The sequence below is a fragment of the Castellaniella sp. genome (assembly GCF_034675845.1).
In the GTDB taxonomy this organism is placed as follows: Bacteria; Pseudomonadota; Gammaproteobacteria; order Burkholderiales; family Burkholderiaceae_B; genus Castellaniella.
In genome coordinates this window covers 849,978-863,411 of the sequence record NZ_JAUCCU010000001.1, presented here as the reverse complement: position 1 = coordinate 863,411, position 13,434 = coordinate 849,978, and the positions used below count along the sequence as shown (strand labels likewise).

General features: G+C 59.9%; 10 protein-coding genes, 1 tRNA gene and 1 pseudogene. 9 read left to right on the top strand and 3 right to left on the bottom strand.

The genetic code is table 11. The features are described from left to right. Positions 1-475 precede the first annotated feature (475 nt). The 6 genes and pseudogenes from aroG (at position 476) to mnmA (ending at position 8,096) form a co-directional block, all read left to right on the top strand. Positions 476-1,566 (top strand): annotated as a pseudogene (gene aroG / locus VDP81_RS04210) (3-deoxy-7-phosphoheptulonate synthase AroG). A gap of 122 nt (positions 1,567-1,688) precedes the next feature. Then, positions 1,689-3,104 (top strand): FAD-binding oxidoreductase, encoded by a 1,416-nt coding sequence (locus tag VDP81_RS04205; RefSeq protein ID WP_323011658.1) that lies wholly within the window; start codon positions 1,689-1,691, stop codon positions 3,102-3,104. Between the two features lie 83 nt (positions 3,105-3,187). Beyond that, positions 3,188-4,624 (top strand): FAD-linked oxidase C-terminal domain-containing protein, encoded by a 1,437-nt coding sequence (locus tag VDP81_RS04200; protein ID WP_322996946.1) that lies wholly within the window; start codon positions 3,188-3,190, stop codon positions 4,622-4,624. A 9-nt stretch (positions 4,625-4,633) separates the two neighbouring features. Further along, on the top strand, positions 4,634-5,728 hold the full coding sequence (glcE, locus tag VDP81_RS04195) for a glycolate oxidase subunit GlcE (RefSeq protein WP_322996891.1): 1,095 nt from the start codon (positions 4,634-4,636) through the stop codon (positions 5,726-5,728). Between the two features lie 9 nt (positions 5,729-5,737). Further along, on the top strand, positions 5,738-6,967 hold the full coding sequence (gene glcF, locus VDP81_RS04190; RefSeq protein ID WP_323011657.1) for a glycolate oxidase subunit GlcF: 1,230 nt from the start codon (positions 5,738-5,740) through the stop codon (positions 6,965-6,967). After that, the gene (gene mnmA, locus VDP81_RS04185; protein ID WP_323011656.1) at positions 6,960-8,096 is read left to right on the top strand and encodes a tRNA 2-thiouridine(34) synthase MnmA; all 1,137 of its coding nucleotides are present in this window, start codon (positions 6,960-6,962) and stop codon (positions 8,094-8,096) included. Before glcF ends, mnmA begins: the two co-directional genes overlap by 8 nt. Here the strand turns inward: mnmA and VDP81_RS04180 are convergent, their stop codons facing one another. Continuing rightward, positions 8,097-8,711, bottom strand: a complete 615-nt coding sequence (locus VDP81_RS04180) for a glutathione S-transferase N-terminal domain-containing protein (RefSeq protein ID WP_322996893.1) — start codon at positions 8,709-8,711, stop codon at positions 8,097-8,099. Positions 8,712-8,909: 198 nt separating this feature from the next. Here VDP81_RS04180 and purB point away from each other — a divergent pair, with 198 nt between their 5' ends. The 3 genes from purB (at position 8,910) to VDP81_RS04165 (ending at position 10,846) form a co-directional block, all read left to right on the top strand. Next, the gene (gene purB, locus VDP81_RS04175) at positions 8,910-10,286 is read left to right on the top strand and encodes an adenylosuccinate lyase (protein WP_323011655.1); all 1,377 of its coding nucleotides are present in this window, start codon (positions 8,910-8,912) and stop codon (positions 10,284-10,286) included. A 55-nt stretch (positions 10,287-10,341) separates the two neighbouring features. Continuing rightward, a tRNA-Lys gene (locus tag VDP81_RS04170) sits at positions 10,342-10,417 on the top strand. Positions 10,418-10,636: 219 nt separating this feature from the next. Further along, positions 10,637-10,846, top strand: coding sequence for a cold-shock protein (locus tag VDP81_RS04165; protein WP_322996895.1), 210 nt, complete (start codon positions 10,637-10,639; stop codon positions 10,844-10,846). Positions 10,847-10,939: 93 nt separating this feature from the next. On the opposite strand, the gene VDP81_RS04160 is transcribed toward VDP81_RS04165, so the two are convergent. Together VDP81_RS04160 and VDP81_RS04155 are read right to left on the bottom strand one after the other, a co-directional pair. Beyond that, complete coding sequence (locus VDP81_RS04160) at positions 10,940-11,530, bottom strand: YSC84-related protein (protein ID WP_323011654.1); 591 nt, start codon at positions 11,528-11,530, stop codon at positions 10,940-10,942. A gap of 77 nt (positions 11,531-11,607) precedes the next feature. After that, positions 11,608-13,428 carry a methyl-accepting chemotaxis protein gene (locus tag VDP81_RS04155; RefSeq protein WP_323011653.1) on the bottom strand — a complete coding sequence of 607 codons (1,821 nt, stop codon included), beginning with the start codon at positions 13,426-13,428 and terminating at the stop codon, positions 11,608-11,610. Between the last annotated feature and the right edge of the window lie 6 nt (positions 13,429-13,434).

Genomic DNA, 13,434 nt, shown 5'->3' with positions numbered 1-13,434 from the left:
AATTTCCTGATCGGATGGTCTGTCATGATTAGACGGTAAATGAATATGCATCAAATCATTCGTTCAATTATTATATTCATATAGAATGATTAGAACACAAATTAATTATCAGCGTGATTGGTCATCGGTGTTCAGAGGGCTGATGCCGATGCAGCGGATACCCGGCTGCGCACAGGCGGTGCGGATCGACGGTGTCATGGCCGTATTTGTCCACGGATGCCGTCGGCGGAACCAAGACGGGATCGGGTCAACAATGGGTCGGTTGCGGCTTGCCTGATAAGGGTTGTTGTGCTAGGATCAACAAATGAACGCGACTTCCTATTTCTTTTATTTTTTTACTTTTCCAACGCCGCTGGCGCAGGAAGGGATTCGTTGTACATCTAGGTAGTCAACAAATTTCCCAAAAGCCGCCGGCGCAGCCAGGCGGCTTTTTTGTTGCCGCCTGGAATACCGGATACATCATTGGAGCAAGACCGTGTCACACAATACCGACGATATTCGCATCCGAGAAATCCGCGAGCTCGCCCCGCCCGCGCATGTGATGCGTGAATTTCCCTGCACGCCGGACATTTCCCGCACCGTGCATAATTCTCGGCATGCCGTGCACAATATGCTGCAAGGCCAGGATGACCGTCTGACCGTGGTCATTGGCCCATGTTCGATTCACGACACCAAAGCCGCGCTGGAATATGCCCAACGCCTGGCCGAACAGCGCCAGCGTTTTGCCGGTGACCTAGAGATCATCATGCGGGTATATTTCGAAAAGCCCCGCACCACGGTGGGCTGGAAGGGGTTGATCAATGATCCGGGCCTAGACGGCAGCTTCGACATCAATCAGGGCTTGCGCACTGCACGGCAACTGCTGATCGACATCAATGCCCTGGGGCTGCCGGCACCGAGTTCCTGGATATGATCACGCCGCAGTACATCGCCGATTTGGTGTCCTGGGGGGCGATCGGGGCACGCACCACTGAAAGTCAGGTACACCGCGAACTGGCCTCCGGCCTATCCTGCCCGGTGGGCTTCAAGAACGGCACCACGGGCGATATCCGGATTGCCATCGACGCCCTGAAGGCCGCTGCCAATTCCCATTATTTCCTGTCTGTCACCAAGGGCGGCCATTCGGCCATCGTGGCGACACGAGGCAATCACGACTGCCACGTCATTCTGCGCGGTGGCAAGGCCCCCAACTACCAGGCTGAATTCGTCCAGGCTGCTGCCGAATCCCTGGAAAAATTCGGTATCCCGGCCCGCATCATGGTCGATGCCAGCCACGCCAACAGCCATAAGGACTACAGCCGTCAGCCCGAAGTCGTCGAAGACATCTGTCAGCAGATAGAGGCGGGTGATGCTCGCCTGTTCGGGGTGATGATCGAGAGCCATCTGGTGGGGGGACGCCAGGATCTCGAGCCGGGCCGCACTTTGGTGTATGGTCAGAGCATCACCGATGGCTGCGTGGATTGGGATGCGTCGGTTGCCTTGCTCGAACGCTTGGCCACGGCGGTGCAGGTTCGCCGCCAACGACTGGCCCAGGCCAATTCCAAGGCAGTCGGCAGTGCCGCCTGATGGTGTTTGGCGTATGCTGCTGCGTCTGTTGACGTCTCGCTGGCGCCAATGCCTGCGCTGCCAATTGGGGCTTCGGCAGAGTATGCCGAGTATCATCTAAGTTTTTCCGGGATGATGAATCAATGGACACATTGCATCTGGCGCAACGGCCCCGGCCGTTGCCTGCAGGGTTTTTATCGACCTTGCAGGATTATTTCGGCGAGCGCTGCTCGACCGCCCAATCCGTGCGCGAGCACCATGGCCGTGACGAATCCCCATATCCGACCATGCCGCCTGATGCGGTGGTCTATGCCCAATCGGTGGACGACGTCGCCTGGGTGGCGCGCCATTGCCATGCCCATGGCATTGCGCTGATTCCCTTTGGTGCCGGGTCTTCTCTAGAGGGCCATATCCTGGCTGTGCAGGGCGGGGTCTGTGTGGATCTGTCCCGCATGGATCAAATTCTGCAGGTGCACCCCGAGGACTTTACCGCGACGGTCCAGGCCGGGGTCACCCGCAAGCAGCTCAACGATTCCTTGCGTGATACCGGCTTGTTTTTTCCGATCGATCCTGGGGCCGATGCCAGCCTGGGCGGTATGGCGGCGACCCGGGCCTCGGGGACCAATGCCGTGCGCTACGGCACCATGCGCGATAACGTCATGTCCCTGAAGGTCGTGACCGCCGATGGACGGGTCATCACCACGGCCAATCGCGCGCGGAAATCCTCGGCGGGCTACGACCTGACGCGCCTGTTCATCGGCAGCGAAGGTACCCTGGGCATTATTGTCGAGGTCGTTGTGCGCTTGTATCCCCAGCCCGAGGCCATTTCGGCCGCTATCTGCAATTTTCCAGATCTGGACTCGGCGGTGCGCAGTGTGATTGACGTCATCCAGATGGGGATTCCGGTGGCGCGCGTCGAGTTCATGGATAGCGGTGCGGTGCGGGCCACTAACCAGTACAGTCATCTGACGCTGAACGAATCGCCTTTGCTGTTGTTCGAATTCCATGGCAGCCCTGCTGCCGTGCGTGAACAGGCCGAAACCGTACAGCAGATCACGCGTGATCATGGTGGCCTGGATTTTGAATGGGCCGAACGCCCCGAGGATCGCAGTCGCCTATGGACTGCCCGGCATAATGCTTATTTCGCTGGGCTGGGCCTGCGTCCGGGGTGCCGCTCCAGCACCACGGATGTCTGCGTGCCGATTTCCCGCTTGGCTGAATGTGTAGGCGAGACCGCCCGCGAACTGGATGCGGCTTCCTTTCCATACACCATTGTCGGCCATGTGGGTGATGGCAATTTCCACGTGCTGATGCTGCTGGACCCGGACAATCCCGCCGAGTGGGCCGAATCCGAACGTCTGAACCATCGTCTGGTGCAGCGCGCCATCGAGATGGACGGCACCTGCACGGGCGAGCACGGCATTGGCCTGCACAAACAGGTCTTTATGCGGGCCGAGCACGGCGACGATGCCCTGGATGTGATGCGCGCCCTGAAAGCCGCGCTGGATCCGCGCGACATCCTCAACCCAGGCAAGATACTGCCTGCGGCTTCGGCCTGAACCGACAGGACAGTCACCCATGGATGCTGCCATTGCTCCTTTGACTCCCCCCCCCAGCCGCCTGGCCGGACTTTGCCGGCTTCCTGGCCCGGATCGGGACGCAGGTTCCGGCCCATTGCATCCTGACGCGGGTGGACCAGACCCGTGCCTACGAGTGCGACGGCCTGGCGCTGTATCGCGAATTACCTCCTGTGGTGGTGCTGCCGGAAACCGAGGCCCAGGTCATCGAGATATTGAAGGCCTGCCGCGAGTTCAACGTGCCGGTCGTGCCGCGCGGTGCGGGCACGGGTTTGTCTGGTGGCGCCACGCCGCACCCGCAGGGGGTGGTGCTGGGGCTGGCAAAGCTGAACCACATCATCCGGCTGGACCCGGAAGCCTGTATGGCGGTCGTGGGGCCGGGGGTGCGTAACCTGGCGATTTCCGAGGCCGCCGCCGTGCATGGCCTGTACTATGCACCGGACCCATCCAGCCAGATCGCCTGTTCGATCGGCGGTAATGTGGCTGAAAATTCCGGTGGAGTGCATTGCCTGAAATACGGCCTGACCGTGCACAATGTCCTGCGCGTTCGCATGGTCACCATCGAGGGCGAGGTCATCGAGTTGGGCGGCGAGGCCCCGGATGCGCCCGGATTGAATCTGCTGCAGGCCTTTATCGGGTCCGAAGGCATGCTGGGCCTGGTGACGGAAGTCACCGTGCGTCTGATCCCACGTCCGCAGCTGGCCCAGGTGGTGATGGCCAGCTTCCCTAGTGTCGAGCTGGCCGGCCAGGGGGTGACGCGCATCATCGCCGACGGCATCATCCCGGCTGGCCTGGAACTGATGGACAAGCGCTCGGTCCACATGGTCGAACCCTTTGTCCAGGCAGGCTACGATCTGGATGCCGAAGCCATCCTGCTTTGCGAATCCGATGGCACACCCGACGAGGTAGCCGAGGAAATCGCGCGGGTCGAGGCTCTGTTGCGTGATGTGGGCGCCAGTCGCCTGCAGGTCTCGACCTCCGAATCCGAGCGCCTGAGGTTCTGGGCGGGACGTAAAAACGCCTTTCCGGCAGCCGGGCGGATTTCGCCGGATTATTATTGTATGGACGGCACCATTCCGCGCCGCCATCTGGGCCAGGTCCTGGCTGCCATTGCCCAGATGGAGACGCAATTTGATTTGCGGTGCGCCAATGTTTTTCATGCGGGCGACGGCAATCTGCATCCCTTGATTCTGTTCGATGCCAATCAGCCGGATGAAATCCAGCGAGCCGAGGCCTTCGGGGCCGCCATCCTGGAGCTTTGCGTACAGGTGGGGGGCACTATCACGGGCGAACACGGCGTGGGGATAGAAAAAATCAACCAGATGTGCATTCAGTTTTCCCGCGAAGAACTGGATGCGTTTTCGGCCTTCAAACGCGCCTTCGATGCTTATGGCCTGCTCAATCCGCTTAAGCTCATCCCGACGCTCGTGCGTTGTGCCGAATACGGCAAGATGCACGTGCATCAGGGCCAGCTGCGCTTTCCCGATATTCCCCGTTTCTAAAGTCATGCTATGGAATTCGTTCTCTCAGAACTCAGCGAACAGGTGGTCACGGCCCGGGCGGCAAAACGCCCCCTGATGATCCGTGGCGGCGGGACCCGGCTGTTTTATGGCGAGCCTCTGCCTCCCGAAGACACGCTCAACTGGCTGGATATATCGGTTTATCACGGGGTCGTGGGCTACGAACCCTCCGAATTGGTGCTGACCGCACGCGCGGGTACGCCGCTGACCGAGATCGAGACGCTGCTGGCCGATCAGGGCCAGATGCTGGCTTTTGAGCCGCCGCGTTTTGGCGGCGACGGCACGCTGGGCGGCTGTGTGGCCGCTGGCCTGTCGGGGCCGCGCCGCATGGCGGCCGGGCCTTTGGCCGACTTTGTTCTGGGCACGCAGGTGCTGGGCACCGATGGCAATGTGTTGCGCTTTGGCGGCGAAGTCATGAAAAATGTGGCGGGCTACGATCTGTCGCGTCTGATGGCTGGGTCGCTGGGGGTATTAGGGGCTTTGGTAGAAATCTCCATCAAGGTCATGCCCCAGCCGCATGCCGAGGCCACTCGGGTGCTGGTCATGGACGAGGCCGCCGCCTTGGCGCATTGCCTGAGCTGGCGTGCCCAGCCCTTGCCTATTTCGGCCACTGCCTGGTTGCCTGCTGCCGATGGAGGGGCAGGGCAGTTGCTGGTCCGGCTCTCGGGCAACGGCTCTGCCGTGCGCCAGGCACAGGCAGTGATTGGCGGCGAAGCCTTGGTCGACGAACAGGCCGCCGCTGTCTGGCTGGGCCTGCGCGATCAAACCCATGCATTCTTTCAGCAGCGGCCTTTGTGGCGTCTTAGTCTGCCGCCCAAAGCCCCCGTATTGGGCCTGGGGCCTTGCCTGCACGAGTGGGGCGGGGGGCGGCGTTGGCTGGCTGGCCAGCCCGATGCGGCCACGTTGCGGGCCCGGGTACAGGCTTTGGGCGGTTCAGCCTGCTTGTATCATCGTGGGGGTGTCTCGCGCGATATCACGACCTTTCATCCGCTGGCGGGCGGGGTCATGCAGATCCACCGCCGGCTAAAACAAGAGTTCGACCCGGCGACGATCTTCAATCCCCGGCGTCTGGCCCCGGAGCTCTAAGGACTCATCATGCAAACCCAACTCGCCGAGTGGGCCCGCGACACGGATGATGGCCGCGAGGCCGAAGAAATCCTGCGCCGCTGCGTACACTGCGGTTTTTGCCTGGCCACCTGTCCCACCTATCTGATCCTGGGCGACGAGCTCGACAGTCCGCGTGGGCGCATCTACCAGATGAAGCAAGTGCTGGAAGGCGTGCAGCCTACCTATGTCACGCAGCAGCACCTGGATCGCTGCCTCACCTGCCGTAACTGCGAAACCACCTGTCCTTCGGGGGTGGAATACGGCAAGCTCGTCGATATCGGGCGGCGGCTGGTCAGCGACAGAGTGCAGCGCCCCTGGTATCAACGCTGGCTGCGTGGCGCATTGCGGCACCTGATGCTGTCGCCTGCCTTTGGGCCTTTGTATCGGGTGGGCCGCTGGGTGCGGCCCGTATTGCCCGCCGTATTGCAGGGCAAGATTGCCGTGCCCAGGCCCGCCGGCCCGATACCAGTCCATGCCCAACGACATGCCCGTCAGGTGCTGATGCTCAGCAACTGCGTGCAGCCGGCCATGCTGCCCTCTATTGATGCCGCTACCCAGCGAGTGCTGGACACCATGGGGGTGGGGACGCGCTTTGCAGCAAAATCAGGCTGTTGCGGGGCCATCAATTTTCACCTGGATGCCCAAGCATCCGCCCGCGACCAGATGCGTGCCAATGTCGATGCTTGGCTGCCGCTGCTGGAATCCGGTCTGGTGGAGGCTGTCATCGTCAATGCCACGGGCTGCGGTGGCATGATCAAGGACTATGCCCATCACTTACAGCATGACCCGGCCTACGCGGATCGTGCAGCCCGACTGATGCCCTATGTCTTGGATATTGCTGAATTCCTGGCGCCGATGGCGGCCCAGGTGCGCGCGAAAATGCGGCGTACACCCGGGCGCACAGCGTTTCATCCGCCTTGCACGCTGCAGCACTGGCAGGGGCTGCGCCCCCTGACGGAACGCTTGTTGGCGGATCTGGGGTTTGATCTGCAGACTTTTGGCGAAGCCCATCTATGTTGTGGTTCAGCCGGCACTTATTCCATCACCCAACCGACGCTCTCCAAAGGCCTGCGCGACCGCAAGCTTCAAGCCATCCAGGAAACTCTGCCCGATACCATTGTGTCGGCCAATATTGGCTGCATCTGCCATCTGCAAAGCGGCACGGATACCCCAGTGCGCCACTGGATCGAAACCCTAGACGAGGCCATGCATGGCTGATTTTTCCGTACTGCCCGACCAGTTGCCGCCCCCAGGGGCGCGGGTGGTGGTGGGCATGTCTGGCGGGGTGGACTCCTCCGTCACAGCCTGGCTGCTGAAGCAGCAGGGCTATCAGGTCATCGGCCTGTTCATGAAAAACTGGGAAGACGACGATGACAGCGAATACTGCTCGTCGCGCCAGGACTGGCTGGATGCCGCCAGCGTGGCCGACGTGGTCGGGGTGGACATCGAGGCCGTTAATTTCGCTGCCGAATACAAGGACCGTGTCTTTGCCGAATTCCTGCGCGAATATTCCGCTGGGCGCACGCCCAATCCCGATGTGCTGTGCAATGCCGAAATCAAGTTCAAGGCTTTTCTGGACCATGCCATGGGCTTGGGGGCGGACTACATCGCGACTGGGCACTACGCCCGGGTACGTCGGGTGTCGACCGACAGCGGGGTGCGCAGCCAGCTCTTGAAGGCCAGCGACCAGACCAAGGACCAAAGCTATTTTCTGCATCGCCTGAATCAGGCACAGCTGTCGCGCACCTTGTTTCCATTGGGTGAAATCCCCAAGACCGAAGTGCGCCGTATTGCACAGGAAATCGGCTTGCCCAATGCCGCTAAAAAGGACTCCACCGGGATCTGCTTTATCGGCGAACGCCCGTTTCGCGAATTTTTGAATCGTTATCTACCCACCCAGCCAGGGCCTATGCGCACCCCGGAAGGTCAGTCTCTGGGGCAGCACCAGGGTCTGGCGTTTTATACGCTGGGCCAACGCAAGGGCCTGGGTATCGGGGGGGTGCAGGGCCGTCAGCGCGATGATGGCACGGCTGATGCCTGGTATGTGGCGCGCAAAGACCTGGCCGACAATACTTTGTATGTCGTTCAGGGACATGATCACCCCTGGTTGCTGACGCCCGCCTTGTCGGCACAGGACGCCAGCTGGGTGGCGGGCGAGCCTCCCCAGCCGGGTGCCTATGGCGCCAAGACCCGTTATCGGCAAAGTGATGCCGCCTGCATGCTGGCACCGCAGGGTGCCCAGGCTTTTGGATTATTCTTTGATGAGCCGCAGTGGGCCGTGACGCCAGGTCAGTCAGCCGTGTTGTATGACGGCGCTGTCTGTCTGGGTGGCGGCGTGATTATCTGATCAGGCGGCAGGCGGTCGGGTGGACACAAAGGATGGGCGGGTATCCAGCTTTTCGGCCAGCCGGGCCAGGTTTTTGTGCTGGTCACGCCAGCCCAGGTCCGGGGTGCGCAGGTCCAGATAGGCCAGAGCGGCCCCCACGGCAATATCCGCCAGGCACAGGTTGACCCCCATGCAGTGGGGCTGGTCGCCCAGCAGCGTATCCATATAAGCCAGGGCGGCAGTGATCTTGGCGTTCTGGCGTATTACCCAATCGGGGCTGCGCAGCGCCTCGGGTCGACGGTGGGATTCCATGAAAGCCGCAGCTGCGGCATCCATGATGCCATCGGCCACGGCTTCCCAGTGTTTGGTTGCGATGCGTTCGCGGCCCGGCGGCGGGATCAGTCGTCCCACGGGCGATAGCGTATCCAAGTATTCGACGATGACGCGAGAGTCAAACAGAGAATCGTTTTCGTCCAGGATGAGGCAGGGGACCTTGCCCAGTGGATTATGGGCGGTGAGCTGCGTGGCCGCCCCCCAGGGGTCGTCCAGCACCAGTTCGTAGTCCAGCTTTTTCTCTGCCAGCACGATGCGGACCTTGCGGACGTAAGGGCTAGTCAGTGAACCGATTAATCTCATGTCAAACCGAGGTAGTCTAAGGCTCAAAAAGTATATCAGGGTGTCGCAATGGTTCCGGGCATAGGCTGCCCGGGGATGGGTTTTTAGAGGGGTTTGTTATATAGCTGTGGTTTATCTGTTGAAAGCCTTGACAGCGCGGCAAAATGTTAGAATCAAAACCTTGCTCACAGACTACTCATCGACTTGCCCGGATCATTTATGCAGATTGCTACCTCGTTAAGCGCCCTGAATGCGCTCTCTCCCCTGGATGGGCGCTATGCGGCCAAGGCCGATTCTTTGCGGCCATATCTGTCCGAGGCTGGCTTTATGGCGCACCGTGTCGAGGTCGAGATTGCCTGGTTGATCGGTTTGTCTGATGCTGGCTTGCCGGAATTGTCCGCTTTCTCAGCGGATGCCCGCCGCCGCTTGCGAGTCTTGGTGCAAAATTTTTCTGAAGCCGATGCCGCCCGCATCAAGGCCATCGAACGCACGACGAACCATGACGTCAAGGCCGTAGAGTACTGGCTGAAAGAACAGGTGGCCGATGATGCCGAACTATCCCAGGCAGCCGAGTTCATCCATTTTGCCTGCACCTCCGAGGACATCAACAATACCTCGCATGCCCTGATGCTGGGCCGGGCGCGTTCCCTGGTGGTCGTGCCGGTGCTGGAAACCGTGATCGCCCGTTTGCGCGAGCTGGCTCACCAGCATGCCCGCCAGCCGCTGTTGTCGCGCACACACGGCCAGCCCGCCACCCCCAGCACCATGGGCAAGGAATTCGCCAACGTGGTGGCCCGCCTGGACGGCGCCCTGGCCGCTATCCGTGCCGTGCAGCCCCTGGCCAAGATGAATGGCGCCACCGGCAATTACAATGCCCACTTGTCGGCCTACCCGGAAATCGACTGGCCCGTGTTCGCAGGCAGTGTGCTGGGTGATTTGGGCCTGACGCAAAACCCGTACTCTATCCAGATCGAACCACACGATTGGATGGCAGCGCTGTTCGATGCCGTTGCGCGTGCCAATACGATATTGCTGGATTTGAACCGCGATATTTGGGGTTATATCGCTCTGGGTTACTTTAAACAACGCCTGAAAGACGGCGAGGTCGGCTCATCCACTATGCCGCATAAGGTCAACCCGATCGACTTCGAGAACTCCGAAGGCAATCTGGGCCTGGCCAATGCCATGTTGCGCCACCTATCAGAAAAACTGCCTGTGTCACGCTGGCAGCGTGACTTGACGGATTCCACCGTGCTGCGCAATCTTGGGGTGGCGCTGGGTTATAGCCTGGTGGCCTACGATGCCTGCCTGCGCGGTCTGGCTAAGCTTGAAATCAACGCTGCTGCCATTGATGCGGACATCGACGCCTGTTGGGAGATCCTGGCCGAACCCGTCCAGACCGTCATGCGCCGCTATGGTCTGCCGCAGCCCTACGAACAACTGAAGGCCCTGACGCGTGGCAAAGGCATTACCCAGGACGCCTTGCGCGAATTCATCGGTGGTCTGGACATGCCCGCGGATGCAAAATCACGTCTGCTGACCATGACGCCGCGCAGCTATATTGGCCTGGCTGCCGATCTGGCCCAGGCCATCTGATTTTGCACCAGTATGGAAATGGGTGTATAGTTTTGTTCTTCGCGAAATATGCGATGGGCAGTTAGCTCAGTTGGTAGAGCAGCGGACTCTTAATCCGTCGGTCCAGGGTTCGAGTCCCTGACTGCCCACCAGGAATACCAGATAACACTCATGCCTTGGCGCCTACACAGCGTCAAGGCATTTTGTTGTATGCGCCCAACTGGTGCGCGTCCTGCAGGATGTAAGTATCACCATAAATTGATCACAGCAAATAAAAAAGTATCAATTAGTAATTTTTCTGGTATCGTAGAGACTTGCTCCCCTATAATTAGCGCGGGATTACTTTTCCCTATTACACATTAGGATTTACCTTGAAAAAAGAATTTGGTATCGTGAAATGGTTCAACAATGACAAAGGATTCGGCTTTATTTCGCCTGAGTCTGGTGGCAAGGATCATTTCGCTCATTACAGCGACATCCAGGGCTCTGGTCATAAGAGCCTCGAAGAAAACCAGCGCGTTTCATTTGTATCCACCGCTGGGCAAAAAGGTCCTCAAGCAACGATGATCGAAGTAGTTTGATTATTTTGCTCGCCAGATTTGGCGGGCAGAACAATTAGATCGCTGGCCGAACCCTTTTAAACATTGGGTTCGGCCTTTTGTATTGGGCGTCCGTCAATCCAAGCGGGTGATTTTGCTGCCCTGGATGCCAATACCTGCCATCAGGCCTTGTTGTCCGAAAATATAAGCGTAGATATCGCTATCCATGGTGGTGGTTGATAGCTTGCTGGCCATGCCCTGGTCGATCAGCACGACGCTGGGGCCGACGCCGATTTCCCAGCCATCGCGCTGGTCCAGAGTGCGTAACGCGGCATCATTCATGAAGAACAGGGCATAGGCGTAAGCCTGGGCCCCCGCCTGCAGGCCGTAGGATATGCCGGTCGATGAATAGTGGCCGCTTGCTTTGCCATTCTGAAACAGCACGCCTTGGCCGTGCTCGCCCCCGATGATCAGACCCGCTTTGACGATACGCGGAAAAACCAGCACGGCACTGGCGTGTTCGGACATCAGGCGTGCGATGGGCTGCTGGCTATACAGTTGTTCCAGTGCTGCCTTGGATTCGGCTTCGAGTTTGGCATCAGCGGCTGCCGGGCTGGCTGTACCCCAGCAAAGCATGATCAGTCCCAGCAACAGGCTGGCCCATTGGACAGGAGAAAATTTGCTGGTCAGCCAAGGGGCAGCGACCGCAGTACTGGATGGATGCATGATTGATAGCCTGTTGAAAAGAGGACACGCATTAGTGTACGCGCCTTGTTGATGGGATTGCTTGGCTGCGGGCTTCCTTAAAACTCAGTCCATTCCTGGGTATCTGCGGTGGCTGGGGCAGGTTTGCCGGGGGCGCGCAGTGCGGGGCGGCTGCTTGCAGACGCGGGTGCGGCGGGGGCCTGGGCCTGGGCTGTGCGGGGGGCGCGGCCCGGAGCCGGACTGATCACCTTTTCCGGGGCCGAGGGCATGCGTGCCGCCTGACCGCTGGGTTGCTGGTGTGCGCCCGTGCCGGACCGTGTTTGGCTGCCGGTGTGGCTGCGCTGCTGGCGTGCTGCACCGGCGGATTGCGCTGCGCTGCTGTGCTGCCCCAGGTTGAAGGTGGCCACCAGGCTGGCCAGATTGTCGGCCTGGGCCTGCAGGCTGGTGGCGGCGGCGGCGGATTCCTCGACCAGGCTGGCGTTCTGGCGGGTGGCGTCGTCCATCTGGGTGATGGCGGTATTGATTTCCTCGATACCGGTGGTTTGTTCGCGGTTGGCCGCGTTGATCTCGCCCATGATGTCGGTGACACGGTTGATGCTGGAGACGATTTCCTGCATGGTGTCGCCTGCGTGGGCGGCCTGTTCGTTGCCCTTGGTGGTGGCCTGCACGGAGGAGTCGATCAGGTCCTTGATTTCCTTGGCAGCACCGGCGGATCGCTGGGCCAGAGCGCGGACTTCGGCGGCGACCACGGCAAAGCCACGGCCTTGTTCACCGGCGCGGGCGGCCTCGACGGCGGCGTTCAGGGCCAGGATGTTGGTCTGGAAGGCGATGCTGTCGATCACGCCGATGATGTCGGCGACCTGCTGGGACTTGCTGTTGATTTCGCCCATGGTGCCGACGAGTTCAGCCACCAGGCTGCCGCCGTTGGAGGCGGTCTGGGCAGCCGCCGAAGCCAGGGTGTTGGCTTGTTGGGTGTTGTCGGCGTTCTGGCGCACGGTGGCAGTGATTTGTTCCATGGTGGCGGCGGTCTGCGCCAGGGAACTGGCCTGCTGTTCGGTGCGCGAGGACAGGTCCAGATTGCCCGCTGTGATCTGCCCGGCTGCCGAGGCGATGGACACGGCGCCGCTGCGGACTTCGCTGACGGCGCTACGCAGGCTTTCTTCCATGGTGTCCAGGGCCACTTCCAGTTTGGTGATTTCGTCTTTGCCTTGTGGTTTGATTTCCAGGGACAGATCCCGGCTGGCGATACTGGCGGCCAAACCCGTGGCTTTTTGTAGCGGGCGCGAGATGGATTGGTGAATTTTCCAGGCCAGGATAATCCCCAGCAGGATGGAAATTGCCGCCAGGATGGCGAGAATGGCAATGGTGCTTTGAGCTTGTGTTTTTCTGTGTGCAAACAACGCTTCTTCGTAGCGGGCTTGAAATGCGTAGAGGTGTTCGATGGATTCTTTATAGGCGCTTAACAACAGCGGCAGTTGCTCATTAAAAAAAGCGGAGGCTTTTGCGGTGTCCCCATCTTTTTGCTGCTGCAGTGCGGTCGATCGGCTTTGTGTGTAGTTTTTCCGGGCAGCCAATACTTTTTGAAACAGCGCTCTTGCTTCGGGCGCCTGAACGAGGCTGTCTACTTTGTTTTGCAGTTCGGTAATCTGCGCTGATGTGGCTTTCATGTCGGCCTCGAACAGCTCCTTGTCCTTTTCAGTGGCCAGGCGCGTCACCGCCAGCGTGCGGGTGCCATTGACGTCCACTTGGCGCACCCACTGCAGGATTGCCGCGCTGATCATGTTTTGTTCTTGGATGACTTCGGATTCTTCCTGGCCTTGCAGGGTTCTCCAGATGCCGATGCTGGAAACAATCAGGACAATGAGAATCAAAAAACCGAACCCCATCGTCAGTCGGGTGCCAATCTTAATATTTCGCATACAAGA